General features: G+C 43.5%; 27 protein-coding genes. 10 read left to right on the top strand and 17 right to left on the bottom strand.

Annotation, left to right across the window (positions count from 1 at the left end; all coding sequences use genetic code 11):
* Window positions 1–97 precede the first annotated feature (97 nt).
* Window positions 98–964: an NF038130 family PEP-CTERM protein gene (locus H6F41_RS11995; RefSeq protein WP_190403710.1), complete on the bottom strand. Its 867-nt coding sequence runs from the start codon at window positions 962–964 to the stop codon at window positions 98–100.
* A gap of 215 nt (window positions 965–1,179) precedes the next feature.
* Between H6F41_RS11995 and wecB the strand changes: the two genes are divergently transcribed.
* The 5 genes from wecB (at window position 1,180) to H6F41_RS11970 (ending at window position 5,400) form a co-directional block, all read left to right on the top strand.
* A complete protein-coding gene (gene wecB / locus H6F41_RS11990; RefSeq protein WP_190403709.1) occupies window positions 1,180–2,298 on the top strand; it encodes a non-hydrolyzing UDP-N-acetylglucosamine 2-epimerase in 1,119 nt (372 codons plus the stop codon).
* 23 nt (window positions 2,299–2,321) lie between these two features.
* Window positions 2,322–3,647, top strand: coding sequence for a CmpA/NrtA family ABC transporter substrate-binding protein (locus H6F41_RS11985; RefSeq protein ID WP_190403708.1), 1,326 nt, complete (start codon window positions 2,322–2,324; stop codon window positions 3,645–3,647).
* 114 nt (window positions 3,648–3,761) lie between these two features.
* Window positions 3,762–4,205, top strand: coding sequence for a T3SS (YopN, CesT) and YbjN peptide-binding chaperone 1 (locus H6F41_RS11980; RefSeq protein WP_190403707.1), 444 nt, complete (start codon window positions 3,762–3,764; stop codon window positions 4,203–4,205).
* Between the two features lie 87 nt (window positions 4,206–4,292).
* On the top strand, window positions 4,293–4,733 hold the full coding sequence (locus H6F41_RS11975) for a T3SS (YopN, CesT) and YbjN peptide-binding chaperone 1 (protein WP_190403706.1): 441 nt from the start codon (window positions 4,293–4,295) through the stop codon (window positions 4,731–4,733).
* 31 nt (window positions 4,734–4,764) lie between these two features.
* Entirely contained in the window at window positions 4,765–5,400 is a 636-nt protein-coding gene (locus tag H6F41_RS11970; protein WP_190403705.1) for a hypothetical protein, read from the top strand.
* Window positions 5,401–5,420: 20 nt separating this feature from the next.
* Here the strand turns inward: H6F41_RS11970 and H6F41_RS11965 are convergent, their stop codons facing one another.
* On the bottom strand, window positions 5,421–6,017 hold the full coding sequence (locus H6F41_RS11965) for a PAP/fibrillin family protein (RefSeq protein ID WP_190403704.1): 597 nt from the start codon (window positions 6,015–6,017) through the stop codon (window positions 5,421–5,423).
* A gap of 87 nt (window positions 6,018–6,104) precedes the next feature.
* Window positions 6,105–6,230, bottom strand: a complete 126-nt coding sequence (gene ykgO / locus H6F41_RS11960) for a type B 50S ribosomal protein L36 (RefSeq protein ID WP_094534052.1) — start codon at window positions 6,228–6,230, stop codon at window positions 6,105–6,107.
* 211 nt (window positions 6,231–6,441) lie between these two features.
* Here ykgO and H6F41_RS11955 point away from each other — a divergent pair, with 211 nt between their 5' ends.
* A complete protein-coding gene (locus H6F41_RS11955; RefSeq protein WP_190403703.1) occupies window positions 6,442–7,524 on the top strand; it encodes a glycosyltransferase family 4 protein in 1,083 nt (360 codons plus the stop codon).
* A gap of 52 nt (window positions 7,525–7,576) precedes the next feature.
* Here the strand turns inward: H6F41_RS11955 and H6F41_RS11950 are convergent, their stop codons facing one another.
* The 9 genes from H6F41_RS11950 to H6F41_RS11910 all read right to left on the bottom strand — a co-directional run bounded on the left by H6F41_RS11950 (window position 7,577) and on the right by H6F41_RS11910 (window position 14,627).
* Entirely contained in the window at window positions 7,577–7,876 is a 300-nt protein-coding gene (locus tag H6F41_RS11950; RefSeq protein WP_190403702.1) for a hypothetical protein, read from the bottom strand.
* A gap of 120 nt (window positions 7,877–7,996) precedes the next feature.
* On the bottom strand, window positions 7,997–9,211 hold the full coding sequence (locus H6F41_RS11945) for a M20 metallopeptidase family protein (protein WP_190403715.1): 1,215 nt from the start codon (window positions 9,209–9,211) through the stop codon (window positions 7,997–7,999).
* A gap of 320 nt (window positions 9,212–9,531) precedes the next feature.
* The gene (locus H6F41_RS19005) at window positions 9,532–9,708 is read right to left on the bottom strand and encodes a hypothetical protein (protein WP_242023027.1); all 177 of its coding nucleotides are present in this window, start codon (window positions 9,706–9,708) and stop codon (window positions 9,532–9,534) included.
* A complete protein-coding gene (locus H6F41_RS11935) occupies window positions 9,695–9,961 on the bottom strand; it encodes a CopG family transcriptional regulator (RefSeq protein WP_190403701.1) in 267 nt (88 codons plus the stop codon). The genes H6F41_RS19005 and H6F41_RS11935 overlap by 14 nt, the downstream gene beginning before the upstream one ends.
* Before the next feature lie 32 nt (window positions 9,962–9,993).
* Window positions 9,994–10,224, bottom strand: a complete 231-nt coding sequence (locus tag H6F41_RS11930; protein ID WP_190403700.1) for a hypothetical protein — start codon at window positions 10,222–10,224, stop codon at window positions 9,994–9,996.
* 43 nt (window positions 10,225–10,267) lie between these two features.
* On the bottom strand, window positions 10,268–11,512 hold the full coding sequence (locus H6F41_RS11925; RefSeq protein ID WP_190403699.1) for an ATP-binding protein: 1,245 nt from the start codon (window positions 11,510–11,512) through the stop codon (window positions 10,268–10,270).
* Window positions 11,513–11,514: 2 nt separating this feature from the next.
* Complete coding sequence (locus H6F41_RS11920) at window positions 11,515–12,900, bottom strand: tetratricopeptide repeat protein (RefSeq protein WP_190403698.1); 1,386 nt, start codon at window positions 12,898–12,900, stop codon at window positions 11,515–11,517.
* 165 nt (window positions 12,901–13,065) lie between these two features.
* Window positions 13,066–13,761 carry a GvpL/GvpF family gas vesicle protein gene (locus H6F41_RS11915; RefSeq protein WP_190403697.1) on the bottom strand — a complete coding sequence of 232 codons (696 nt, stop codon included), beginning with the start codon at window positions 13,759–13,761 and terminating at the stop codon, window positions 13,066–13,068.
* Window positions 13,762–13,814: 53 nt separating this feature from the next.
* Window positions 13,815–14,627, bottom strand: coding sequence for a DUF1997 domain-containing protein (locus H6F41_RS11910; RefSeq protein WP_190403696.1), 813 nt, complete (start codon window positions 14,625–14,627; stop codon window positions 13,815–13,817).
* A gap of 83 nt (window positions 14,628–14,710) precedes the next feature.
* On the opposite strand from H6F41_RS11910, the gene H6F41_RS11905 reads away from it, so the two are divergent.
* Window positions 14,711–16,009: a hypothetical protein gene (locus tag H6F41_RS11905; RefSeq protein WP_190403695.1), complete on the top strand. Its 1,299-nt coding sequence runs from the start codon at window positions 14,711–14,713 to the stop codon at window positions 16,007–16,009.
* Between the two features lie 64 nt (window positions 16,010–16,073).
* Here the strand turns inward: H6F41_RS11905 and H6F41_RS11900 are convergent, their stop codons facing one another.
* The 3 genes from H6F41_RS11900 to H6F41_RS11890 all read right to left on the bottom strand — a co-directional run bounded on the left by H6F41_RS11900 (window position 16,074) and on the right by H6F41_RS11890 (window position 20,828).
* Window positions 16,074–17,555, bottom strand: a complete 1,482-nt coding sequence (locus tag H6F41_RS11900; protein ID WP_190403694.1) for a BCD family MFS transporter — start codon at window positions 17,553–17,555, stop codon at window positions 16,074–16,076.
* 214 nt (window positions 17,556–17,769) lie between these two features.
* A complete protein-coding gene (locus H6F41_RS11895; protein WP_190403693.1) occupies window positions 17,770–19,410 on the bottom strand; it encodes an acetolactate synthase large subunit in 1,641 nt (546 codons plus the stop codon).
* A 53-nt stretch (window positions 19,411–19,463) separates the two neighbouring features.
* A complete protein-coding gene (locus H6F41_RS11890) occupies window positions 19,464–20,828 on the bottom strand; it encodes an NAD-dependent succinate-semialdehyde dehydrogenase (RefSeq protein WP_190403692.1) in 1,365 nt (454 codons plus the stop codon).
* A gap of 382 nt (window positions 20,829–21,210) precedes the next feature.
* Between H6F41_RS11890 and H6F41_RS11885 the strand changes: the two genes are divergently transcribed.
* Window positions 21,211–21,765: a hypothetical protein gene (locus tag H6F41_RS11885; RefSeq protein WP_190403691.1), complete on the top strand. Its 555-nt coding sequence runs from the start codon at window positions 21,211–21,213 to the stop codon at window positions 21,763–21,765.
* A gap of 258 nt (window positions 21,766–22,023) precedes the next feature.
* Window positions 22,024–23,028, top strand: coding sequence for a phosphoribulokinase (locus H6F41_RS11880; protein WP_190403714.1), 1,005 nt, complete (start codon window positions 22,024–22,026; stop codon window positions 23,026–23,028).
* Window positions 23,029–23,059: 31 nt separating this feature from the next.
* Here H6F41_RS11880 and pyrE read toward each other — a convergent pair whose 3' ends face one another.
* The gene (gene pyrE / locus H6F41_RS11875; protein ID WP_190403690.1) at window positions 23,060–23,635 is read right to left on the bottom strand and encodes an orotate phosphoribosyltransferase; all 576 of its coding nucleotides are present in this window, start codon (window positions 23,633–23,635) and stop codon (window positions 23,060–23,062) included.
* A gap of 213 nt (window positions 23,636–23,848) precedes the next feature.
* On the bottom strand, window positions 23,849–24,562 hold the full coding sequence (locus H6F41_RS11870) for a DUF1345 domain-containing protein (protein ID WP_242023026.1): 714 nt from the start codon (window positions 24,560–24,562) through the stop codon (window positions 23,849–23,851).
* Window positions 24,563–24,596: 34 nt separating this feature from the next.
* Between H6F41_RS11870 and H6F41_RS11865 the strand changes: the two genes are divergently transcribed.
* Window positions 24,597–25,898 (top strand): MFS transporter, encoded by a 1,302-nt coding sequence (locus H6F41_RS11865; protein ID WP_190403689.1) that lies wholly within the window; start codon window positions 24,597–24,599, stop codon window positions 25,896–25,898.
* Window positions 25,899–25,916 lie beyond the last annotated feature (18 nt).

Raw genomic sequence — 25,916 nt, 5'->3', positions numbered from 1 at the left:
AGTGGCTCAATTAGTCTCACAGTAATTAGTTCGGATATGGTGATTCTTAGAATCTTCCCATTAGTTCGGATATGTGTAAATAATTCTGCATGGCTACTTATGAGACGTTGCTAGCCAATTTACGACGCTTGATCATGCCACTGCCAATGACACCCGCCAAGGCAACACCCACAAATCCCGCAGGTACAGGGACGGGTCTAGCACCTTGGAAAGTCACTTCATAATTGCCAGTGTGGGAGCTAGTGCCGTCATTAGAAATCAATTTAGAATCGGTGGCGATGAATCCATACAAATAGCCAGTTTGCTGACCGCCATTATAGCTGTACTTCACAACTTCGCTAGCTTGTATGTTTGCACTAGGTAAACCAAATAAAAATGCTGCATTATAGTAACCTGCTAACCCAATAGAAACTACGCCATTTACCTCGTCCTGATTAACGTAAGAAATGTTGGGATCGCTAAATCTTTGAAAACCGCCATTAGCAACAAATGTATTAAAAAGAGTATTGCCAAATGGTGTACCAACTACTGCTCCAAACCCATTAGCAGTTAGAGCTTCGGCAAGCCAATATTCTCCAAATGTTTTGCCTGAGCCGTTATAGTTGGCTGTATACCAATCTGATGCTGTGAGACTGCTCAGGGTAATGCTTTTACCACCGAGCGTACCTGATAAGGTAGTGTTTTTGTCAAAGTCAAAAACAGTTTGCTCACTGCTGGCACGCAGCTCTACGTTTCCTGTGGGACTATCTGCATCACCATCTAAAACTGTCTGTACATTGGCGAATGTACTTGGTACAAGGAAAGTATTAGTTATATTAGCGTCATACACAAGATAGTCACTAGAAGCCGAGCCGCCAATGGTCGCACCTGTGAGGGATGAGGCGATCGCTGGAGTGGTGAACAAAGCACCTACACTTGCTAGAGATAAAGCACTAGCAGATAAACCTTGAAGCAGTGTTTTCATAGACTAACCACTTAAAAAATGAACTAAATAACCCAAAATCGAGGAAAGCTATTTTTGTTTTCTGATGTGCGTAATTTTCTCTAACTTTTAATGTGATTATATGAGCATACACATTTTTTATTAATCAAAATCAGAAAAAAGTTATAAAAAAGATATATCTTAAATTATGACTTTCATCTAGAAAACGATTGTGAAGGCTGCTTAGGGAGATTGTTTTGGTAACCAAATTTCATGTCTGTATTACATTAGGAACCCGTCCAGAGGCAATTAAACTTGCTCCTGTGATTCATTTGTTTCGGAATCATCCTAACTTCCAAACCTCTGTAATCTTGACTGGGCAACACCGCGAGATGGTGGAACAGGTAATGCAGTTATTTGAACTCAAGGCTGATTATGATTTGGGAATCATGCGTCCTAAGCAAACCTTAACGGAGATAACTTGCAATAGTTTGATTGGCTTAGAGAAGTTATATAAAGAGATTCAGCCTGATATTGTCTTAGTCCAAGGAGATACGACTACGGCTTTTGCCGCAGGGTTAGCTGCTTTTTACCAACAGATTCCTGTGGGACATGTAGAGGCAGGGTTGCGAACTGATAATCTTTTTAATCCATTCCCTGAAGAAGCTAATCGTCGTTTAGTTTCGCAAATTGCTCAATTACATTTTGCGCCGACCTTGGCTGCGATCGCAAATCTCAAAACTTCAGGGATTAAAGAAGGAATTCACCATACGGGGAATACAGTAATTGATGCGTTGTTGTATGTTTCGGGAAGATCGCCTAAGTGCGAAATTGCGGGCTTAGACTGGGAGAGACAGCGCGTGATTTTGGCGACGGTACATCGCCGCGAGAACTGGGGTGAACCGTTGGCGCATATTATCGCTGCATGGTTACAGATTTTGACAGATTTTCCTGATGTGGCTTTGGTGTTGCCAATGCATCTGAATCCTGTGGTGCGAGAGCCATTGATGGCGCAGTTAGGCGATCATCCCCGTGTTTTCTTGATTGAACCGCTAGACTATGAGCAGCTAGTGGGAGCGATGCAAAGATGTTATCTGATTATGAGTGATTCGGGTGGCTTGCAAGAAGAAGCGCCGAGCCTTGGTAAACCTGTACTGGTATTGCGATCAACGACGGAGCGCCCAGAGGCGATCGCCGCAGGCACAAGTGAATTAGTTGGTACAGAAACGGCGAATATTGTGACGGCGGCTTCCGCATTATTGAGTGATTCCAGTGCCTATAACCAAATGGCAAATGTGGCTAATCCCTTTGGCGATGGCAAGTCGAGTCAGCGTATCCTAGAAATCGTACAAGCATTTTTATCGGAGAAATCCTAGATTGTCTCCATGGTTGGGAAGTGATGCGGCTGTCTCGACGCAGACTATTACGGACTTTTGGTACAGCAGCAGGTGCGGTGCTATTGCAGAACTGTACCTCTGGAGTGCCATCTAAACGACCATTTCAACTTAATCCCTATACGATCGTTGTTGCAAATCCCGAAGTAAACACAGTTCGCCTTGGCATTATTCCTTCCCTTGAAGTTGCACCTTTATTGGTTGCTCAAAACAAGCAGATTTTTGCCAAGTATGGCATGAAAAATGTCGAATTAGTTCCTTTTAAGTCATGGCAAAATATTTGCGATCGCACTGAGATTGGTACAGATCTTGGCAATAGCAATGCGGGAGGTAATACTGGAATTGATGGCGGTCATTTTTATAGCCCTTGTCCCGAATTGTTGAATGAGGGGATGATCAATCGCTACAGCCGTCGCATGGCAATGTATGTGTTGATGCGTTTGCATACCCATGGCGGTTATATTCTTGCCTCAAAGCGCCTGAAGACCTTGGGAATGCAGATTGGGCGTACCACGCTCTCTGCTTGGCAAGATATGGCGCGACTGTTTGGTAAGCCGATGCGAGCGGCGATCGCCGAGCAGGGTAGTAATTATGATCTATGGCTCAGATATTGGCTGGCAGCCCTTGAGGTGACACCTAAGCAAAATATCGATATTTTGACGATCGCCACCGAGCAAATGCTGGCTGATGTGAAACAAAACAGAGCCGATTTGCTTTGTGTTGATAGTTGGCATACGCTCAAACTTACGGAAGCTGGTGTTGCTGAACCTGCGATCGCAGTTGCTGAGATTTGGCGCAACTACCCTGGTGAAGTGCTGGCAATGCGTGCTGATTGGGTGGATAAGTACCCGATTGCGACGCAAGCATTGATGCAAGCGACAATGGAAGCACAGATTTGGTGTGATGATCCTGCCAATGCTCAGGAGTTGAATACAATTTTGGCAATGAGTTTCAAAGACATTCGCAGTCTTATTTCCCAACCAACCAAGATATTTTCGGAATTGTTTAAAAGTATTCCTAATCAAAAAACAGGGACTCTCAAGGTTGATCGCTCAAACAATCCAATTAAATATTGGTCAAGTGATGGCATTTCGGTTTCCTATCCATACAAGAGTCATGATCTATGGTTTTTGAATGAATATCGACGTTGGCAAAAGTTGCCAGACAACTTTGAGATTAAGGAAACCATTGATGCCGTCAATCGCGAAGATCTTTGGAAAAAAGCCGCTAAATCAATCGGAGTTCCTGATACGCATATTCCTGAATCGACTTCACGCGGGATCGAGACTTTTTTTGATGGATTTCAGTTTGATCCTAACCATATAGAATGATGGCATCTATGCCATTGTGAGTAGTCCAGACTACTAAAAAAGTGGTCTCTTTGTAACATAATTAGCGAGATGCTAAACAAAACCTAAATAGAATTTCAAATTATAGGTAAGGATATGAGATTTGAAACCACCATACAACAAGCCTGCTATGAGAAAATCCAGCCTTGGCTGAAGGAGTTGTATGAGAACGTTTATTCGCCTCCCTATAACATGCCCATATTTGTATTGCCCATGGGATCAGCGACCGCAACCGTTGAGGTATTACCTTGGGGCAATACAGAAGCAATCATTTCTACTTGGTCTTATGTGGTAACGGGCGCAGAAATCACCCAAGATTTGATGAAGTTTTTGCTGTATAAAAATTCTGAACTGCCCTTTGGGGTGTTTAGCATTGACGATGATGGCGATATTCGGTTTCACACCACTTTAGTTGGCTCGACCTGCGATCGTGACGAATTGCAAACTTCTGTGTCGTCAGTGTTAGAAACTGCGGATAAGTACGATAACGAGATTGTGGCAGCTTGGGGCGGCGAGAGGGCTTCGGATCGCAGCATGTAAGGCACAAGTGCGATGAAAATTAGGTTGAAAATATACGGTAAACTCTTAATTGCTTTAGAGTGCTTTAGTAAGTAGTGAGTTGAGTGCATGAATTTTCAATCAAAGGCACAGCAAGAGTGCTACGACAAAGTAGCTGAATGGCTACCCGCAATTTGCGATCGCATTACTTCTGATTCCGTTAATCCTAACTTTAGTTTGCAGTTCGATTCCATTAATGTTTTGGTGGAAGTAAAAACCTTTCGTGAATCAGAATCAATCATTTACATTTGGGCAGGTATTGCCACAGAAGTAGAAGTTAGCTCTGATTTGTTGCGATATCTACTCCATCAAAATGATAACTTCTGTTTTGGTGGCTTTAGTATGGTAGAGGATGGGGATATTCGATTTCATGTGACTTTGTTGGGTGCTTCTTGTCAGCAAAATGAGTTTAAACTTGCGCTTGCTGAAGTTTTAGACAGCGCGGGACATTATGATGACCTGATTGTGCAGCGCTGGGGTGGTCATCGGTCTATAGGAGCGTTAGTTTGAGATCTACTGCAAGTATTAACCACTAAAGCCAATGCTTTTACCACTGTCTCAGCCTCAGCGCGATCGTCATCCTCAGCATTTAGCCGAAGTTGTCGCCACTTCTACCACAGAATTTTTGGCGCAATGTCTTGAGCCAGAGAATCTGGATTTTCCATTGATGCCTGCTTTTGGGAGTTGGGTAAAGTCGCAACAGGATGAGTATAGTGAAATTGTGACCTATGGAGTGGTTTACCATGCCACTACTGCGCCGATCGATTCGGTGCATCGTGCCGTAGCACTTGGTCTGAGTCTTCAGGAACTCCGTGAGCAGCAACCCCAAATTTTTGCGATGCTCCGCTCCGAAATTAAAGTTGTGTTGCTTGGCTTTAGCTCTATGGGGAACATCTATCAGCATTTACCTGCTCAGCCTCCGCAAATTCATCAAGCTGTATATGCCTGCGAGGAGTCGGAAATTGCCAATTTCACTGAGGAATTTAATTTTTTACGCACTTTGGTACAGATGAGTAATGCGCCTGTGGATGAACTGATTGCGGCGGTATTACGCAATGTTTATCAAGTCAGAAATTGCGATCGCAATTGGTTAGTGCAGTCGGGGCGAAAGCTCAGTATTCTGCTGAAGGATGACTATGATCGGCTGAGTGCAATTTTGGGACAGGTGCATCCCTAAGCTTTCGGTAACTGCGATTATTAGGGAACTCTTCTCAAGACAAACAAATTCCCTTCATTGCCGCGCCCAATTCGCAGATCTTGATCGAGGTAGGTAGTTTCTAGCCAGCCCTTCTGGTCTTCGCGCTTGATTTGAAAATCTACTGCCAATAATCTTTTTTGCGATTGCAAAGTATCAATAAAACTATTCACGTCGCGATAGCCTGCTAAGGTTTGGGAACCAGCAACTAAGCGCTCAAAATTTACCTTAACCCGTTGGTCAGAAACCACAGTGAAATTGGCGCAAACGCTGACAATTCCGCCTAGCAATGGTAAACCCTTGATTTCGGCAATATTAAAAATTTTGCCTTCCTTGACCCGCAAACATTGATAAATATTGCCCAATTTATAGAGAGGAAATTTATCAATACCCAATAGTTCTTGACTGGTGGTAAACATCAGCAACCAATTGCCATCTAGTAGCTCAGGGCTTTGATTTGGCGCAGGTGTGGGGTTTAGCTCTTCCAAATAAGCAACTGCCGAAAAAATTGCCTTGCGCTGATTTTCGGTCATTTGCAAGCCGCGACTCACAGGTGCGATCGCATTGAGGAGATTTGCTTTGCGCGTGTTACTTGTCATGGATTTATTTTAACGCAGTCGCCCAAAAAAGAAAAAGACCGTCGTACGACGGTCTTTTTCTTTTGATAAATAACGCAAAATTGCTGATTATCCTTGACGAGCTTTGAACTTTGGGTTTGACTTACAAATGACATAAATTCTGCCGCGACGACGTACAACTTTGCAGTCTTTATGGCGAGTTTTTGCCGATCTCAGAGAGCTAACAACTTTCATGAACTAATCTCTAACGCTTACTTGATGATGGAAATTTTTCACACGGCTTACAATCTTAACATGATTTTTGCCCTAAATTTGAAACTCGTCTCAGAGTCTTGCTCAATCCCATGTTGATCAATGCTCTGAGCATGTGCGTTTCACCCATCCAGTGCTATGCTTACGGCATAAATTCAGCCAACTTAAACACTCAATCCCCTTAACTTCCGTAATGTTGCATCCAAATGCCATTCCTTACTTGGTCGCCTTTACGCTCTCTGCGATCGCAGTCTGGCTAAGTACACCAGTTATCCGTCATTATGGGCTACAAGCAGGATTGGTAGACAAGCCCAATAGCCGCAAAATGCACACGACTCCCGTTGTTCGCGTGGGTGGTGTGGCGATCTTTTTAGGTAGTGTCACAGCCCTACTGATCGTTTGGTCTTTAGGTTGGTTTGGCATTTTGCCAACCGAGCGGGAGTACGAGGTCTGGGGTGTCACTATTGGTGGGGCAGCATTTTTCCTGATTGGCTTTGCCGACGATCTGTTTAATTTACCGCCATTACCGCGACTGATTGCTCAGTTGGCAGTCTCGGCAGCAGCTTGGCGCGTAGGAGTCAGAATTGACTTTATTACGGTTCCATTTATTGGATTGATCAAATTTGGTTGGCTCAGCTTGCCAATTACAATGGTGTGGCTGTCGGGGATGGCAAACGCGATTAATTGGCTGGATGGACTCGATGGATTAGCGGCAGGCGTAACCACCATTGCGGCGGCGGTACTGTTGATTACCAGTCTATTTATGAAACAACCTGCGGCGGCTTTGATTGCGGCGGCACTGGCAGGAGGTTGCTTAGGTTTCTTGCGCTATAACTTTAAGCCCAAAAGCTCTGCTGAGATCTTTATGGGTGATGGTGGGGCATACTTTTTGGGCTTTACCCTTGCAGGGGTGAGTGTGATTGGCTTGGTGAAAGCCGTGGCAACCGTTGCCCTGATCCTTCCCTATATGATTTTGGCAGTGCCGATTATTGATGCCACTGCGGTTATTTTGCAGCGCTTGATCCGAGGTGAGTCACCGATGGCGGCGGGCAACCAACATTTACACCATCGTTTAGTTAAAGCTGGTGTATCCAAACGCCTTACAGTGCTATTTATTTATGCCCTGACGCTTTGGGTGGGTAGTATTGCCATGGCAATTTCAGGGATGCCCGCAGGTGGCAGCTATGCGGCGATTAGTACCCTACTGATGATCTATGCTTGTTGGAAAGTCTGGCAGCGCATTAGGGCGAAGGAACTGCGATCGCAAAAGGAGTAAACAAACAAAAAGGCTCTCAGTGAGAGCCTTTTTGTTTAAAAAATTAATGAGCTTAGGACACTTTGGCAACCAGATAGTCTTGTTGCTCTTTCTTTTCTAAATTTTTTTCGAGATAGGGTTGCACTTCAAGAGGATGTTTCCATGTGCGGTAATTTAAAAAAGTTGGCAATTCCACCTTGCTAGTGGGGATCACATCGATCGTTTGACTTTGAAATTGAGAATCTAAACTTGGCGATAAATCTTGGCTATCTTGCTCAATTTCCCTTAAAACTCTCAACGCAAGATGGAGATGAGCCTCTAGATACTCAACGCGGTTTTGTAGTGCGATAATAGTAGCTTCTTGGGTACTCATTTACTTAACCTCCATCAGTTGGACTGGTTCAGATTTGTAATCTTAATCTGTCAGACAGAGCATATTCCTCAGCACCATAGTTCACCATCCTACAAAAGAATGATCTGCTCTCATCCTTTATTACAAAAACTTCTCTACACAACGCGCAAAAATCTCTACACCTGTTGCTAGCACAGCCTCATCAAAGTTGAAGCGCGGATGGTGGTGGGGATAGGCTAAGCCCTTGTCTGGATTTGCCGAACCAAGGAAGAAGTAGCAGCCAGGGACGGCTTCTAAAAAGAAGGATACATCTTCGCCGCCCATGGTTTGACATTCGGGAACGATGCCTGTGGTTGTCTCGATTACATTTTCGGCAACAGAGCGGACTAATTCTGCGATCGCAAAGTCATTGATCACAGGAGGATAGAGTTTTGTATATTCAAACTCGTATTCCGCGCCATGGGCAGCACAGACTCCTGCGATTACTTCTTCTAAGCGTAGTAATAGTTTTGCGCCAACTTCAGAATTAAAAAATCTGACTGTGCCACTAATTTTAGCGGAATCGGCAATGATATTGGTTGCTGAACCCGCATGAAACTCGCCGATGCTAATAACGGCGGACTCTAGGGGGCTGATGTTGCGGGAAACAATGCTATGGATAGCATTGACGACTTGAGATGCCACCAAAATTGAGTCAATAGTTTGATGGGGAAGCGCACCATGTCCACCCCTGCCAATAATTTTGCAATGGAAGTATTCTGTTGCCGCCATCAATGCGCCCGAACGCACTCCAACTGTGCCAAGGGGAAGGTTATTCCAGACATGTAAACCAATCAACGCATCAACCTTAGGGTTTTCTAATACGCCTGCTTCAATCATCGGTTTTGCACCCCCCGGTCCCTCCTCGGCGGGTTGGAAAATGATTTTGACAGTTCCACTAAAGTCAGCCCGATGTTCCCAAAGATATTTGGCAGTACCAATTGCGATCGCAGTATGTCCGTCATGACCACAGGCGTGCATCAGCCCGTCAATTTGGGATTTGTATCCCACAATATTTTCTTCGTGAATTGGTAGCGCATCCATATCAGCACGGATCGCCAAAACCTTGTTATTGCCATGTTCCTTGCCTGTAATTGTGGCAACAACACCTGTCTGTGCGATGCCTGTTTGATGGGGGATGCCCCATGCAGTGAGTTTTTCGGCAATGGCTGTGGAGGTGCGCTTTTCTTGAAAACCAAGTTCAGGAAATCGATGAAAGTCTCGCCGCCATTGCACGAGGCTAGGTTGCAGTTCGAGGATATCTGGGCGAATCTTGAAATTATTATGGGTGGGTGAGGCTGTGGTGGCAAAAGTCATGGTCTTGATATTGCGATCGCTTACTCTAGAGGGATTTACTATCTCCAATATAACAATCTCAGCTTTATCATTCATCTCAAGGCTGGAAAGTGGCGATCGCGGCGCTAAATCAAAAGGTTCTCAAATGGCTTATTATTCCAGCGATAGACATTGAAATCGCGGCAATCGACGGGGTTAATATGCGTCCACTGTTTAACTGCTCTAAAGAGGCATCTGCCATATCCATTGGGAGATCTGCGTATTTTTCCATGAGAATGATCATCCGATCGATGTGAGTTGGTTCAAGGTCGAATATTTGAAATGCTCCTAGGACAAAGCTTTTAAGAAAATTCGATTGGGCGGTGTGGCTGACTGTTGCGGCTAGGAAGTAACAGGATGACAGGGAATGTCGTAATCATTGGTTCTTGGATTGTTTCAAAGGCTTTTTGCGCTGCTAGATGTGCAGAATCTCGGCGATTGAACAGTGCGACAAAGGCTCCTGTATCAATGATGATCATGTTTTTTGAGAATGTAGGATTTGACTACGGATTTGTAGTTGGTTGAGAGATCGGGATCTCCTTCAATACATCCAACTAAGCCGAGTTCTGTAAATATTTGGAGGGGACTTTTTTGTATGGGTGCTTTATTAACTTGTTGATGATAGCGATCAATCGCTGTTCGTAATACTTCTGTTAAGTCTTTGCCTGTTATCTTTTGAATTGTAGAAAGTTTTGTAATTTCTTCTTCTTCAAGATTTACGTTTAGTTGCATGGGTTTTCTCCTTGTATCGTAATATTGTATATCTAATATTCGTATAAGTCCTCGCCATCAAGGGCAGTTAGGGCTGTTAGTTCTGGATCGTTGGTGTAGTCGTCAACGGCAAGTAAGGCGGCGATTTTTAGCTGCTGGTTGATTTGGGTGCGGGTGGGTTTTGTCTGAGTTAGCAGTCTTTGTAAAAGTGTTTCTGCGATTTGGAAGCGGTCTTCTTGAGAAGGTTTGGTAATGGTTTGGAAGATTTCTGTAGTTGTAATCATGGTTTTCTCCTATTGTATCAAGGCTTGAAAAGGTATTTGGAAATTATGTAGGAGGTTGAAATAGTTTAGATGGTAAAAAACGAATACCGCCTTCATCTTCTCGACGAATTAATACTCCTAGATCTTCCATCGATTTGAGTTTTGGTAATAATGAGACATAGGTTAGGACATCTAGTTTGGCTAGATCTTCATCTTCAATATCTTCGCTTATGCCTCCAGCTTGGTGGGCAACATAGAGTAAATGACGTAATTGAGGAGAAATAGAACGTGTATAGTCTTGTTGGACTAGTTGCCAGACATCTGTAAAAGCTTCTAAATTAATTTCGTCGTATCCTTTAGATGCAGCTTGGCGTAGCACTTTCTCGCAAATGGTGTTTAGTTGGCGAGGAAATCCTTGGGCATAGTCAGTGATTAATGACATCACTTCATCAGTAAAAGGATAACAATCATCACGGAAAGATTTTCTGGCACTATTGAGATAGTTGATGGCTATGTGTCGCAGATCGTCTGGAGCCATAGGTGGAAGGTTAATATCTTCTGAAAAGATGCCTAAAGCTTTTAAGGTTGCTTCTTGGAGATCGGTAAAGCCTCTACCTGTAATGATAAACGCACGATTTTTACTGTTACGGAAAAGGTCGAGGCTTCCTTCTAGAATAGTTTGGACAACGATGGGATCTTTTTTGTCAAAGTCATCGATCGCAAAAACTATGCGATTATATTTCTGTTCGGCTTTATCTAATAGTCGCATTAGTAAAGGATAAGGATCAGCGTTAGTATTTGGCGTAAGTGGATTGGAGGGAGTTTCATCTTTGACGCTAAAAGATATTGACCACAATTGAACTTTGCCTTCAGTAGAAGTTTTAGTACGTTGGATAGAATAACCTAAGAGACTATTGACAATGTCCTGAGCTTCGGAATCTTGCTCTTTTAAACTATCTGCGATCGCCATTAGTAAGGAACGATAAAAATCTACAGGTTTATCTGCTGGAATACTACTCAGATAAAGTACCAACATCTTTTCATCTTGAGCCGCTACTTCTTGTTGTAGTTGATAGATCAAATTGAGGATGAGAGCTGTTTTGCCAATGCCCCAAGTGCCTCTCACCAGAATATTATTACCTTCATAGAGGGTAGGAATGGCAATATCTAATTCTTGATCGCGTCCATAAAATATTTGAGCTAGTAGCTGCGGATCATCGGGTGGAGTTGCATGAAATGGATTTTCTCGTAGTTCCCATTTTTTGAGAGATGCTTTATAACCGTCAAGTCGAAATTTTTTAGGTGACATAATTAAGCTACTTGTAAGATTTGGAGTAAGTAATTGATTTCGTGTAAGCGATCGGAGTTATTTTGATCTTGATAATAAGTTTCTGCTTCTTTCAAGTGAGTTAAAGCTTGAGAAGTCTTACCAATTTGCATTTCTAAATTACCCAATGATAATGTTGCTGCTGCAATTTTTTCGGGATCTTGTAATCTCCTAAACAGTCGTAATGAGTCTTTGAAATATAGCCTTGCTTGTTCTAATCTACCCGTAAGATGATACAAACGTGCTAAGTCATATAAAGTGAGGGCTAAACTAGAAATATCATTTAATTCTAAAGAAATCTGCTCACAAACTTGAAGATTTTCAATTGCTTCAGTGTAGTTACCTACTTCAAATAATATTTTCCCTAGCTGTGAACTAAACCGAACGAGACGATTATGATTCTCAATATCTTTCAATAATTTAATTGCATCTTTGTAGGTTTGAGTAATTCTTTCAACTAATTGTGATGATTTATAACTGTTTTTGATAATCCTTAAAATGGATTCAAATAAATTCCATAGTCTATCATCATTTTTAAATAGTAAAGGCTGGAAAAGATTATCGAGACATTCCTCAAATCTATCTGTTTTAATTAGTATGAGGTTTCTGCTAAACCATCCATCTTCATTATGTGGAATAATTAACAATGCTTCATTGTATGAGTTTATTGATTCTGAATAACTTTTTAATTCTTTTAAAGAGTCTCCTCGCTTGTCCCATGCATCATAATAATTAGGATTAATTTGAATTGCTAAATCATAAAATTCAATTGCATTTTCAAATTTTTTCAAGGCGAATAGTGCATCACCTGTTTTTTTTAAGATTTCATCATCATTAGAGTTGATCTCTAATGCACGCTTATAAGATGTAATAGCTTCCTCATACTTACCTAAATTACTAAGTGCAATGCCTCTGTCTTTCCAGTCCTCGTATTGGTCAGGTTTGATTTTCAAGGCTTTGTCATAAGCTACGATAGCCTGCTCATATTGTTCTAAGCTATCTAAAGCGTTGCCTAATCCACTCCACGCCTCATAATCATTCGGTATAATTTGTAACGCCTGATTATAAGATGCAGCCTCTTCTTCATATCTGCCACAAATACCTAGTACACTCCCTTTTGTTTTCCAAGACTCACTATCGTTGTGATTAATTTGTAAAGCTTTATCAAAGCAAGAAAATGCTTCTTCATATCTTTTTAAAAGAGCTAGTGCAATGCCTCTATATCTCCATGCTTTTTGACCATCAGGATTTATTTGTAGTGCTTGATTACAGGCAACTATTGCTTCTTCATATTTTCCTAGATCAATTAGCTCAAGACCTTTGTTGAGCCATACTTGATAGTCTTCTAACTGAAAATCAGATAATTCCATTTTCTAAGTGTATTCTAATTTTGATTAAGACTATAGACCACCAGAGTGATCACGGTATATGTTCAGCTTATCAGATGTTTTGAGGGCTGCTTACTTACTTTGATTTTTAAACCATAGCTTTGTCTTGTTTAAACTTAGCTTAATCTCATTATATCGCTACCAGCATTAATTCAAGAAATGATAGGGCGGCAAAGCATTACTCCATGAGATCTGCCAATGGGAATGTTGCTCTTCCCACGATCGCAATGATTCTTGTAAAAACTCAACCTGCGATCGCGGCAATAACGCATAAACCCGCACATCTTCCGAGCCTTGAGTTTCCACATGCTGAAATTCAGGTTTATAGAGAGCAGGATTTAAGCTATTAGTAATTGTCTGTCGATAATCGAGAACTTCCTGTTGCAACTGTGATCGCAATTGTTCCTGTTGCAAATATTGCGATCGCTTAGCTAAGAGATAATCTTTGCCCTTGAGATTGCTAACAGCTTCAGCCTTAGGTGTTGTCGCACTGCCAGTAATCAAAAATTCGGCATAACCATCAAGGCGTTTTAAACTTGCGACTAGTCTTTCTTGTTCTGTTTGTAAATAAGCCTCTAAGGCGCTAATAGAAACAAAAGCAGTTCCAAAGCGCAAAGGTAAGAGAGTGCGATGCTCGAAGAGTTCACAAATAAGGCGATCGTGTTGAATAATCGCTTGCATTAGTGACTGCTCAGGTAATAACTTGAGAGCCTCAATATCCACATCTGGCTCGATCGCCGCAATAATGCGATCGCAATTTAAATATTGAATTGGCTTGCCCGTAATTCCCAAAGGTAAATCGTCGGGGGCGGGTGCAAGTAAAATCGCAAAGGTGTAAATCATGTTTCTTCTTTCTTGTTCCCCTCTCCCAAAGGGAGAGGGGCTAGGGGTGAGGGCTATCTTCTGAGCTTAATTTGTTTGGGAACTTTAATCTCATGGGTTTTATGGAAGTCATCCTGAACTTTGGCAGTCAAACTCTTAGAGACACGCTGCACAATAAACCCAAGCACACTATCCCCTGTCTTCTGGATCATATCGGCCGCTAGCTTCTGAATGAAAGTAGGGAAATGGAGGGAAACCGTGAGATTCAAATCCCATTCAATACAGGTGATTAATGGAGCATCCTCTGATTTATCTCCTGCTTTTACCTCTAAGGTTTTCTCCGCCAAACGCATCTCCGCTTGGAAGTCCACCTCATAGCCCTGTGGCGCTTGCTCAGGAATTGGAATTGTCACAATCCGATAAACACAATTTTCATCGGGTGGCAACAAATTTAGCCCCACTCGCGCATCAACCTGAAAGCCTAAAGCGCCTACTTTGCCGATACCCATGGCATAGCCCGTTTCCCCAATCGGATCAGCCTTAAAAGGATGGGCGCAACGCCTAAACCAACCCTGATGAGCATCAAGATATTTCATCACGGTTTGCTTATCGGCAAGTAGCTCCATGTTGCCAATGTAGTGATTATGAAAATGCTTGAAATCAGAGACAACATCAACACCCTGCTCTAAACCCTGTTCTAGGTTTGTCCCTGACTCAACTTCATCCTCATCACTTAGACTTTGTAGATCAACCTCTTGACTATCCCCATATTCTGCCAACATCGCCGCTTCCTGTGCAGTTGTTAATACAAAATCAGAGTCATCTTCCCCCGTTGGCTCTAAAGTGTAATCTTGATTTGCAGGCGATCTCAATGGTTCTTGCTGCATGACGGATATCCTAAAACTGCTGATGCGCTAGTTGTTAACTATTTCCATCATAATAGTCTTAGAAGTTCGATTAGGGAAAGCATATGGCTCCGCGTACAGCAGTGATGGAAGCCGTCGAAAAGCTCAACTATCGGGTCACGATAGGTGATGTGGCGGCACAGTCTGGACTTGATCTCAATACGGCACAGCGTGAAGTGTTGGCGCTTGCTTCGGAGACGGGTGGTAATCTCCAAGTTGCCGAATCGGGCGAAATTGCCTATAAATTTGCACCCAATTTTCGGCAAATTCTTGTTAGTCGATCGTTCTGGTTACAGGTTAACGAATGGCTGAAGGGTGTCTGGAAATGGGTGTTTTATGCGATCCGTATATCCTTTGGGATTTTGCTAGTTGTTTCGATTTTGATTGTGGTACTTGGCATTATTGCCGCGACAATTGCCATTCAAAGTCAAGGGCGCAGCGACAACGATCGCAATGATCGCCGTAGTGACAATCGCGGCGGCGGCGGCTTTATTTGGCTCGGCGGTTGGGGTAATCCCTTTGGCAACCCCTTCATCATGTTTGACCCCTACTACTACGAGCCAGAACGAGTTCGTCAACGCGACCCCAATGAAATGGGCTTTTTAGAAAGTGTATTTTCATTTTTGTTTGGTGATGGCAACCCCAACGCCGACCTCGAAGAACGTCGCTGGCGCGAGATTGCCTCGATGATCCGCAGTCATAATGGCGTGGTCATTGCAGAACAAATCGCGCCCTATCTCGATGAAACTAGCCGTCTTGAGGGTGATGAATATTTTGTGATCCCTGTGTTGGCAAAATTTAATGGCTTTCCTGAAGTCAGCGAAGCAGGAACTATTGCCTATAAATTCCCCGAATTACAAAAGGTCGCCTCAGAGCGCAGAGCTAAAACCACCAGTGCCTATTTGCAAGAAAAGGTTTGGCAGTTTAGCCAAGCCCCTCAAGGCAAAATTGCTCTATCCATTGGTTTAGGTGTTTTTTATCTAGTTGCATCGCTATATCTTGGCAGTTTACTGGGCGATCCTAGACTTGCTAAGACTTTGGTATCAGGTGGATTCTTAGGATTGATCAATGCTGCCTATGGATTCCTGTTGGGCTATGCGGTGCTATTTCTATCTACGCCCTTGGTACGCTATTTTGTGTTGCAATATTTGAATGGCGGCATTAGCGATCGCAATCAAAAGCGGGCGGCAAGTGCCGAAAAACTCCAAAAGCCATCAAGCACCCTGCGTCAAAAGCTAGATTTTGCGCGTACCTTTGCCACCAAGCAAGAGGTCATCGATCAAAATAATCTTGCCTACACCACCGAGCAGGACTTGGCGGATCAGGAATATACCAAGCTGTTGAAAGAAAATAAAAATTCCTAAAAAAAAGGGTGGCAGTCGCCACCCTCTTTTTTTAAGACAAGGGGCTTAAGCCCCTTGCTTACATTTAGTCAATTTCGTTGGCAAACACCGTGGCGATCGCTTGCCTCGCATCAGTACGAAACTCCTGCACATTGACGCGACCTAATAGCACCACCGCCAAAATCATCACTGCGGCTTCGCAGACAAATACAAAACTGTAGGCAAAGGTGGCATTAGTAAAAATCTTTTTACCAATGTCTAGCACCACACCACCTGTAACTGTCGCTAGTCCCCTTGCGATTGCCTGAGACAATCCCCAAGCCCCCACAAATGTACCCGCAGTTTCGGCTGCGGTCAGGTCGAGCATCAAACTCAAAGCCCCTGAAGTGGTAATCCCTGACGTAAAGCCAAACAAAGCCAGTGAAGCTTGCAATGCCCAAGTTTTTTGGACAAAGCCTGAAAGTAACAGTAAGGCGCAACTTGCTGCCACCGCATAGCATCCAAACTTAGTAGCAGCTTGTTTGCCCAGACGCGGCACAATTAAAAAACCTGCGGAGCTGAGTCCTATCAAAGTTCCCATCCCAAAGGCGGCATTGAGCTGTGTTGTTGCACAGATACTCATCCCAAATACTGCACCACCAAAGGGTTCCATGATTGCATCCTGCATAAAAATGCCAATGGTCATCATCAGCAAAAATGAGAAAAATAAACCCGTTTGTTTGCTGGCAGTCAATACCCGTAAAGCTTTGCTGAGAGTCAGTTTGTCTTCGGTGGCAGTTGTGCCATTGAGAATATGATTTTCCTCAACCCGCAATTTATAACGAGAATATTTTTGCTCAATGCCATAGGTGGCAAAGACAGCCAAGCCGACTACTGCCACGGGAATAATCACGAATACAGAATTAATTGCATTTTGAAGCTGAATTTGACGGGCGCTATTGGCAAAAATGGAAACTCCTGTCACGGGATTCTCGGTGCAGGGTAATAGCCTCGAAACTGCGATCGCACCGATGACAATTCCCACCATCAGCATCGACCAGACGATCCCCACTAACTTTGAGCGTTCCTCTTCATCGGAAACATCCACCAACATCGCCGCAAAGGGGGTGGAACTGAGGCTAATTGCCATGCCATAGAGGGCAAACATGGCGGCTAATAGGGTTACCCATGCGTAGGTAATACCGCTCCAGCCAATCTCATGGACACTGCGCCCTAGTTGCCACATGACCTGTGTGGTTAAAAATGCAACCACTGCAAATAGAACCGCCCCAATCCAGACATAGCCAGAGCGATGAGTGCCAAATATAGTTTTAGAGTCGGAGGTTTGTCCAAACCAAATTCTGGCGGGGGATACCAACAAGGGCATGGAAATAAATGCGGCGGTCAAGGTTGCAGGAATCGTCAACTCATTGATCATGACGCGGTTTAAGAGTCCTGCCACCAATAGGGACATAATTCCTAGCCCCATTTGGAACAGCCCAATCCGAAACATCTGCAATAACGGCAGTTTGGGCGGCAGTTGGGGTGGTAAATCTTCTGAATCTAAACTTTGCCTAATGCCAATCATAAATAAAAATTTTTACAAGCTAGCTGCGTTATAGGTTTGACTATATCAAGAAATTTACAGGGAGTTGTTTCCCTGTCTTATCGCAAAAAAGTTTTGCGATAAGACACAAACCCAGAAGATGAGTTGCGGCGCTCCGCGCCGCAACTCGCTTCTTGGGTTTGTAATAACTAATTTTTGCTTTGCTATAGAGGGGGAAAACTTTCGTCGTGATCGGCTAAATAGGGCAGGACAACTCGCCCACTTTGCGAGAAAAGAGCATATTCTCACGGTAGTCCACGGGGCAATCAATCACAGCAGGCACATCCTGTTCTAGAGCTTCCTTGAGGGTTGGCACAAGATCGATCGCAGAATTAACCCGATAGCCCTTTAACCCCATACTTTCGGCTAGTTTCACAAAATCAGGATTGCCAAATTTGATAAATGCGGTTTTACCATAATGGATTTGTTGTTTCCATTCGATCAACCCATAGCCGCCATCATTAAAAATAATGGTCACAAAGGGTGTACCGATGCGGGTGGCGGTTTCTAGCTCCTGCATGTTCATCATGAAACCACCATCACCTGTCACCGCTACCACTTTGCGATCGCAATGGACTAGCTTCGCGGCAATTGCCCCTGGAATCGCAATCCCCATGGCCGCGAAACCATTGGAAATGATGCAAGTATTGGGGCGATCGCAATGATAATGGCGAGCCATCCACATTTTGTGCGCTCCCACATCGGAGATGACAATATCATCGGCTCCCATCACTTGCCGTAGGTCATAGATAATTTTTTGCGGCTTAATGGGGAAACCCTCGTCATGGGCATAATGCTCATAGGTTTCTAGAATTTGTGGACGCAGCGCAATTGCATGGGGTTCAGTCATGCCTGTGCGATCGCAACGGTGCATAATTTCCACAAGGGAATCAGAAATATCCCCGACAATTTCCACTTGGGGCATATAGCTACTATCCACCTCGGCGGTTAATTCTCCCACATGAATAATCGGAATTGTGCCTTGGGGATTCCACTTTTTCGGTGAATATTCGATCAAGTCATAACCAACGGCAATCACTAAGTCAGTTTCGTCAAAGGCGCAATTAATTACATCTCGTTGCTGTAATCCCAAAGTCCACAGCGCTAAGGGATGACGATAGGGAATCACCCCTTTACCCATAAAGGTATTCGCCACGGGAATGTTGAGACGGGTGGCGAAATCGGTGAGAGCTTGGCTAGCTTGGGAACGAATTGCACCATTGCCGACCAGAATTAAGGGGTTTTTTGCCTGAGCAATCAACAATGCTGCTTCTGATAGACTGCGGTAGGAGGCATACATAGAATTGCGATCGCTTCTGATCGATAGCGGTTGTGCTGCCACTTCCATCGCCGCAATGTTTTCAGGTAGGTCAATATGCACTGCCCCCGGCTTTTCGGACTTGGCAATTTTAAAGGCTTTGCGGACAATTTCGGGAGTAATACTTGGACGCACAATTTGAGCGTTCCATTTGGTCACAGGCTCGAACATCGCCACTAAATCGAGATATTGATGGGAATTAATATGCATCCGATCAGTTCCCACTTGTCCCGTAATTGCAATCAATGGCGCACAATCTAGATTCGCATCGGCAACCCCCGTCATCAAATTAGTTGCTCCCGGCCCCAGTGTGGATAGGCATACCCCCGGCTTCCCCGTCAGTCGCCCATAGACATCCGCCATAAAAGCTGCTCCCTGCTCATGGCGTGTGGTAATGAATCGAATTGATGAATGCTCAAGGGCATTGAGAACTGCCATATTTTCTTCTCCCGGTAGTCCGAAAATATATTCCACTCCTTCTCTTTCTAGACATTTGACCAATAGTTCTGCGGTGTTCATCGTGTTTCTCTTAAAGAAGTGTGGGTAATGTAGGCTCTGATTTGGGAATGGAACTAGGCGATCCAAATGGTTTTGATATTTACAAATTCGCGAATTCCTTCGCAGCCTAGTTCACGACCGAAGCCTGATCGCTTTATACCGCCAAAGGGAACTCGCGGATCGGATTTGACCATGCCATTGACAAAGACTGCCCCCGATTCGATTTGTTCGATCGCCAATTCGATTTCCTCTAGATCTTGAGTCCAGATGCTTGCACCCAAACCAAAATTAGTGCTGTTGGCAAGGGCAATTGCCTCCTGTATGTTTTTGACACGGAATATCGAGGCGACGGGACCAAAAAACTCTTCTTGATAGGGAGGTGCGCCAAGGGGAATGTCACTTAAAATGGTGGGCGCATAAAAATTTCCTTTGTCTTTAAGGCGATACCCACCAATGAGAATTTTTGCCCCTGCATCAACGCTAGCCTTAACCTGAGCATCAAGTTTATGCAAAATCTGTGGCGTGGCGAGGGGACCCACATCGGTTTCAGGCTGCATCGGATCGCCCACTTTGAGAGCTTTAAATTTCTCGACAAACTTGGCAATAAATAAATCTGCGATCGCATCTTCGAGAATAAATCGTTTGGCGGCAATGCAGGTTTGTCCGTTGTTCATTATCCTTGCGGTGACGGCGGTACTTACGGCTAAGTCCAGATCGGCACTATGGAGGACAATAAATGGATCACTGCCCCCCAGTTCCAAAACTACTTTTTTGAGATGATGCCCCGCCATTGCCGCGAGACTTTGCCCCGCAGGTTCACTACCTGTTAATGTGGCGGCCTTGATGCGGGCATCGGCAACCAAATTTGCTACCCGATCCGCACCGATGAGGAGGGTTTGAAATGCACCTTCAGGGATGCCTGCGGCATGGAAGACTTCGGCGATTGCCAGCGCACATTGCGGCACATTGGATGCATGTTTGAGCAGTCCCACATTGCCTGCCATCAGCGCGGGTACGGCAAAGCGAAACACTTGCCAAAAGGGAAAGTTCCACGGCATCACCGCCAGAATTGCGCCTAGGGGTTGATAGCGGATGATTGTACAACTAGCATCGGTGGTGGCAGGGGTGTCAGCTAAAAACTGTGGCGCATGTTCGGCATAGAAACGACAGAGATGGGCGCATTTCTCGATTTCTGCGATCGCACTTTTGAGGGTCTTTCCCATCTCAAGGGTTATGATAATTGCCAACTCTGTTTTTTTTGCCTCGAGGATATCGGCGGCTTGGTGCATCCACCGACTGCGATCGGCAAATTTACTATGTTTGTAGGTGGCAAAGGTATGATCAGCTAAGGCAATCTTCTGCTCTATTTCCGCATCGGATAGCGGCGTGAAAGTTTTTAACAATTCTCCCGTGACAGGATTGATTGAGGCAATCGCCATGATCTTGTCTCCAAAGCTGAGAAGTTGTGCATTGATGAGATTCTTTTAGATTATCGTCGGTAATCTAAAAGAATCTCATATACTAAGATCTTACGCTTTGCAATTGCCTAATTTGCCGATAGTTCAAGTTACTTTACGATTTTTGAAAATCTGTCGCTGTCTGTTTATGGTTGTAGCCATTGACGTTAGAACAAAACCAAAATAGAGTTGCGGCACGAAGCGCCGCAACTCTATTTTGGTTTTGTGAAATTTAGTAGTCTAAGATTCTCGCCTATTTTTGCTTAGGAATAAACAAGATTAAGTCATTTGCAGCAAAGGTTTAAACCAACAATCGTTGTATGCTGATCATCTTAAACATCAAAAATACTTGCATTTTGGCATCATGTTTGACCAAGCAGCAATAACTGTAGCTATTTCCCTATGTCCTGAAGAAGCAGTTTGCTACCTAGCAAGGGTTTATGCAACTTTGGTTGTTTTTAATCCACCTGAGTTCATCAAGACTGCGGTTGACAGTCGCGTTTTGATCCATTCCCTCGGCTACCCCGACAATCCTGAATCTGCCCATATCTGCAAACAGCTTATGGATGAATTTGGCTTTGATGCCGATACTTTTCCTGCCTTTGCCCTACAGGGACTTGCCACCATCGATTCCATTGTGCATTGCGATCGCCATGATGTGAAACTTACCCTTGAGCTAGAGCGCCAGCTTGATATTGCGCCAACTACTCTCATAGATTTGCAATCACGACTCGCTGACGAATCTCAATCGGCATGGTTAGTAAGGCTCAAAGAAACCTATTTTCTTCAAGAGCCAATTTATGATGTTTTGCCGCCCATGGATACAGAAACGGGGAATATTTGGCTACCACAACACCAATTGCATATCCAAGATTTTCAACAAGCGCTCAGTCGCGATATTTTGAGCAGCAGGGTTTAGATAGATTTATAAGTTTTGATGACCAAATAAGTGAAAGTGACGCTTCACGCCGCTTTCACTTATTTGAGGCTTCTTGTGTTGCCACATTTAAAATTCACTAACAATACAAAATATTAGGATAATTGCTGATTTAGTCTTGTATGAATGCCGAGGCTTTGATAGATTGGAGCTTATAAAAAAGTAGTTAAGAATACATAAATTCAAAATAAGCACAATTTATTAAACTGAAAAATTCATATTAAGGAAGAGTTCAGCATGATGAGCAGTAAATCTAACCGCGTTGTTGTCATTGGGGTCGCAGGAGACTCTGGCTGTGGTAAGTCCACCTTTCTCCGCCGCTTAAATGATCTGTTTGGTGCAGAATTTATGACGGTGATTTGTCTAGATGACTATCACAGCCTCGATCGCAAGCAACGTAAGCAAACAGGAATTACTGCCCTTGACCCACGCGCTAATAATTTTGACTTGATGTATGAACAAGTAAAAGCGCTCAAGGAAGGTAAATCGATCATGAAGCCGATTTACAATCATGAGACGGGACTACTTGATCCTCCTGAATTGGTGCATCCCAACAAAGTGATCGTGATTGAGGGCTTGCATCCACTCTATGATCCGCGCGTTCGAGAATTAATTGACTTCAGTATCTATCTCGATCTGAGTGATGAAATTAAAATTGCTTGGAAAACCCAACGGGATATGGCAGAACGCGGGCATACCCTAGCCGATGTTGTCCAAGCGATCGCAGCCAGACGACCAGACTTTGAGGCATATATCGATCCACAGAAAGCCGATGCCGATGTGGTGATCCAAATCTTGCCCACCAATTTGATTCCCAATGATACAGAACGGAAAGTATTGCGGGTACGGCTGATTCAACGTCTCGATATGCAAGGGCTACAGCCTGCCTATCTATTTGATGAAGGTTCGACAATTTCTTGGATTCCCTGCGGCACAAAACTCACCTGCTCTTACCCAGGCATCAAACTATTTTCGGGGCCAGATAGCTGGTGTGGTCATCCTGTCAGCATTTTAGAAATTGATGGTCAATTCGATCGCTTGGAAGAATTGATTTACATCGAAAATCACCTCAGTAATACCAGCAGCAAATTTTATGGTGAACTGACGGAGTTATTACTACGCCATCCCGATTACCCTGGTTCCAATAGTGGCACTGGCTTGTTGCAAATCATTGTGGGCTTAAAGATGCGCGAAGCCTTTGAGCGACTGACCCAATCAAAGGAACAACTAGCTATAGCTGGCTAAAAAATATCCCAGCCGTAGGCTGGGATATTTTTTAGCTTAAATTTTTGGCATAGTCCTGAATTTCGTCGATGCCAAACACGGCGGCGAACTGTAAGCTCTCCTTGGCATAAAGCTCTGCTCCCCCCTGTTTGCGATCTACTAGCGTTAACACATGGGTCACGGTGTAACCTGCATCCCGCAATTTCTCGACGGCAAACAATGCGGACTGCCCTGTGGTTACTACGTCTTCTAAAACCACTACATTCGTATTTGGTGCGAGTTCTGGCCCCTCGATCCATGCGGCTGTGCCATGTCCCTTGGGTTGCTTACGAATAATCAAAGCGGGAATCGGTTTATTTTCGTAGGCTGAGACAACGCTAACAGCACTCACGATCGGGTCTGCGCCTAGGGTCAAGCCTGCCACTGCGCCTGTACCCTCTGGCAACATGCTCAATAGTACCTGTCCAGTCCATAGCCCCCCAAAGGGATGCAATGTTACTAGTTTGCCATTGATGTAGTAGGTGCTTTTTTGCCCAGATGATAGTGTAAAATCCCCACTTTTATAGGCAAGACGACAAAACAGGTCGAGTAATTTTCCGCGATTTGAATGTTCCACAACTTTGATCATGCTTTTTGAGACGTTTAATTAGTTTATAGCTATAGCTAAGCAAGTTAAGACATAAAACTAAAAGAGAGTTGCGGCGCGAATCACTGCAACTCTCTTTTGGTTCACGTACAGCCTATTGAGGCTTTGAGTAGTACATAAATATTTTTGAAAGCGGCGCGAAGCGCCGCTTTCAAAAATATTTATGGATTTTAATTAAGCGCAAAGAGCTGTAAGTTACTGAATTAAACCAGCAATGATGTTAATAGTCATTGCTACAATAGCGGTGTTAAAGAAAAAAGAAAGAATACTATGTAATAAAGATAATCGTCTTAGCGATCGCGAAGTAATCTGCACATCAGAAACTTGACTAGTCATGCCAATGACAAATGAAAAATATAAAAAATCCCAATAGTCTGGCTCAATATCGTCAGGAAAATCTAGTCCACCTGCTTCGGTATCGCAATTTGTTTGATGATCTTGATAATATTCATGGGCATAGTGCATTGCAAAAATTGTATGGACAAGTAACCAAGAGCCAACAATCGTAATTACTGCGAGAATTACATGAGAAATTACAATATTGATGTCTTGCCCTTTAGCTTCTCTCAAAATAAAAGCGATCGCTAAAATACTGGCACAAGCTGCCGCCGTAATTAAACTCAAAATTACTAAACTTCCTTCATCTTGACTTTGGGCATTACGACGCATTGTTTTTGGTTTTGCTTGCACCATTAATGTCCAAGTTGCTAATAAAAAACTAATCATTCCTATATTCCATATACAGAGAATGCGTGTAGATAAGCTAAACCAATGAGGCAGGAAAATTGCGAAAACTAAAGCAACTAGAATTGATAAAATTAGTCGCGATCGCACTCTCCATTGATGAGAAAGTTTATATTTGACCGAAGCTGGTTGAGATTTATGAGGTAAGAACATTGTCAATTCCATTTATACAAAATCTTATAAAATATCTAGGCTCATTTTGATCGTCCAAACCTATACTGAAGAAGCAAGAGAACTAAAAATATCCGTTCGTACTAGCCTCCGTGCGTCGAGTATTGATGGCAGTTTATCAACGGTTTTTAGTAATATCACAGGGGGCGTTTTGCTTAGCAGCTTTTTGATCGATTTAGGTGCGAGTCCTTTTGAGATTGGGATGACAGCTTCTTTGCCAATGCTAGCAAATCTCTTACAACCTTTAGGAGCTTTATTATCTAATCGCTCTTATAGTCGTCATGACTATGGCATCTGGACATTCTTACCAGCACGACTGCTCTGGCTCGTTCTACTTGTCGGCATTATTCTGAAAGGTACAAATACTAATCTTTCTAAAGAACTAGTCTATTTGACATTAACTTTGGTGATCACTTCCAATATCTTAGCGGCGATGGGTAGTGCTTCTTGGATGAGTTGGCTTGCTGCATTAGTTCCTGCAAAATTACGGGGGCGATACTATAGTGTGCGTAGCATTGTTAGCAATGTGACAGGCTTGCTTTGTTTACCGATCGCAAGTTTTATCATTGCTAATTGGCAAGGTGGAAGTATCGCAGGATATGGTCTTGTGTTGGGGGTGGGCATTTTAGCAGGTGTAGCGAGTTTGACCTGTCAACACTTGATGATTGATGTTAATCCTCAAAAATATCAAGCTGAACAAGAGCAAGAATGTTATCGAATAAACCTATTTAATAATCTCATTACTCCCTTTCAAGATCGTAACCTCATCTTTTTTCTGATTTATGTTGCCCTTTGGGGATTTGCCGTTAATCTCAGCACTCCCTTCTTTAATCTCTATATGTTAGAGAATCTTGATGTCGATATTACTTGGGTAACTTTACTGAGTAGTCTATCTAGTGGCGCAAATATGTTGATGCTATTGCTGTGGGGACAATTAAGCGATCGCTTTGGTAATCGTCTTTTATTAATAGTGGTGGGTATTGCGATCGCAATTACGCCTTTATTTTGGTTACTGACTGGGCTATCGCAAGTACAAGAGCAATTGTGGCTATATCTGATTATTTTTCATCTCTTTTTAGGCGGGACTTGGGCAGCAATTGATTTAGGTAGTAATAATCTTCAGATCGGAATTGCCCCGATCAAACATCACGCCACTTTTTTTGCGATCGTCTCGGCAATCGCAGGTGTTAGCAGTGCATTAGGCGCGACTGTAGGCGGTACTTTCGCTCAATATGCCCATTACGAAGGAATCTTTGGCATATTTTTTCTTTCCACGATTCTTCGCTTGGTTGCAGTTATTCCTTTATTTTTTGTCCATGAGAACTTATAGCTATAGTCACAGTCAGCT

Origin of the sequence: Pseudanabaena mucicola FACHB-723 (assembly GCF_014696385.1) — a bacterium.
Lineage (GTDB): Bacteria > Cyanobacteriota > Cyanobacteriia > Pseudanabaenales > Pseudanabaenaceae > Pseudanabaena.
This window is presented reverse-complemented; position numbering and strand designations above follow the sequence as displayed.

What these genes read in the sequence shown, in the direction of transcription:
- H6F41_RS11995 (WP_190403710.1), bottom strand. Translation starts at nt 964, where the DNA reads ATGAAAACACTGCTTCAAGGTTTATCTGCTAGTGCTTTATCTCTAGCA.
- H6F41_RS11985 (WP_190403708.1), top strand. Translation starts at nt 2,322, where the DNA reads ATGCGGCTGTCTCGACGCAGACTATTACGGACTTTTGGTACAGCAGCA.
- H6F41_RS11980 (WP_190403707.1), top strand. Translation starts at nt 3,762, where the DNA reads ATGAGATTTGAAACCACCATACAACAAGCCTGCTATGAGAAAATCCAG.
- H6F41_RS11975 (WP_190403706.1), top strand. Translation starts at nt 4,293, where the DNA reads ATGAATTTTCAATCAAAGGCACAGCAAGAGTGCTACGACAAAGTAGCT.
- H6F41_RS11970 (WP_190403705.1), top strand. Translation starts at nt 4,765, where the DNA reads ATGCTTTTACCACTGTCTCAGCCTCAGCGCGATCGTCATCCTCAGCAT.
- H6F41_RS11965 (WP_190403704.1), bottom strand. Translation starts at nt 6,017, where the DNA reads ATGACAAGTAACACGCGCAAAGCAAATCTCCTCAATGCGATCGCACCT.
- ykgO (WP_094534052.1), bottom strand. Translation starts at nt 6,230, where the DNA reads ATGAAAGTTGTTAGCTCTCTGAGATCGGCAAAAACTCGCCATAAAGAC.
- H6F41_RS11955 (WP_190403703.1), top strand. Translation starts at nt 6,442, where the DNA reads ATGTTGCATCCAAATGCCATTCCTTACTTGGTCGCCTTTACGCTCTCT.
- H6F41_RS11950 (WP_190403702.1), bottom strand. Translation starts at nt 7,876, where the DNA reads ATGAGTACCCAAGAAGCTACTATTATCGCACTACAAAACCGCGTTGAG.
- H6F41_RS11945 (WP_190403715.1), bottom strand. Translation starts at nt 9,211, where the DNA reads ATGACTTTTGCCACCACAGCCTCACCCACCCATAATAATTTCAAGATT.
- H6F41_RS19005 (WP_242023027.1), bottom strand. Translation starts at nt 9,708, where the DNA reads ATGATCATCATTGATACAGGAGCCTTTGTCGCACTGTTCAATCGCCGA.
- H6F41_RS11935 (WP_190403701.1), bottom strand. Translation starts at nt 9,961, where the DNA reads ATGCAACTAAACGTAAATCTTGAAGAAGAAGAAATTACAAAACTTTCT.
- H6F41_RS11930 (WP_190403700.1), bottom strand. Translation starts at nt 10,224, where the DNA reads ATGATTACAACTACAGAAATCTTCCAAACCATTACCAAACCTTCTCAA.
- H6F41_RS11925 (WP_190403699.1), bottom strand. Translation starts at nt 11,512, where the DNA reads ATGTCACCTAAAAAATTTCGACTTGACGGTTATAAAGCATCTCTCAAA.
- H6F41_RS11920 (WP_190403698.1), bottom strand. Translation starts at nt 12,900, where the DNA reads ATGGAATTATCTGATTTTCAGTTAGAAGACTATCAAGTATGGCTCAAC.
- H6F41_RS11915 (WP_190403697.1), bottom strand. Translation starts at nt 13,761, where the DNA reads ATGATTTACACCTTTGCGATTTTACTTGCACCCGCCCCCGACGATTTA.
- H6F41_RS11910 (WP_190403696.1), bottom strand. Translation starts at nt 14,627, where the DNA reads ATGCAGCAAGAACCATTGAGATCGCCTGCAAATCAAGATTACACTTTA.
- H6F41_RS11905 (WP_190403695.1), top strand. Translation starts at nt 14,711, where the DNA reads ATGGCTCCGCGTACAGCAGTGATGGAAGCCGTCGAAAAGCTCAACTAT.
- H6F41_RS11900 (WP_190403694.1), bottom strand. Translation starts at nt 17,555, where the DNA reads ATGATTGGCATTAGGCAAAGTTTAGATTCAGAAGATTTACCACCCCAA.
- H6F41_RS11895 (WP_190403693.1), bottom strand. Translation starts at nt 19,410, where the DNA reads ATGAACACCGCAGAACTATTGGTCAAATGTCTAGAAAGAGAAGGAGTG.
- H6F41_RS11890 (WP_190403692.1), bottom strand. Translation starts at nt 20,828, where the DNA reads ATGGCGATTGCCTCAATCAATCCTGTCACGGGAGAATTGTTAAAAACT.
- H6F41_RS11885 (WP_190403691.1), top strand. Translation starts at nt 21,211, where the DNA reads ATGTTTGACCAAGCAGCAATAACTGTAGCTATTTCCCTATGTCCTGAA.
- H6F41_RS11880 (WP_190403714.1), top strand. Translation starts at nt 22,024, where the DNA reads ATGAGCAGTAAATCTAACCGCGTTGTTGTCATTGGGGTCGCAGGAGAC.
- pyrE (WP_190403690.1), bottom strand. Translation starts at nt 23,635, where the DNA reads ATGATCAAAGTTGTGGAACATTCAAATCGCGGAAAATTACTCGACCTG.
- H6F41_RS11870 (WP_242023026.1), bottom strand. Translation starts at nt 24,562, where the DNA reads ATGGAATTGACAATGTTCTTACCTCATAAATCTCAACCAGCTTCGGTC.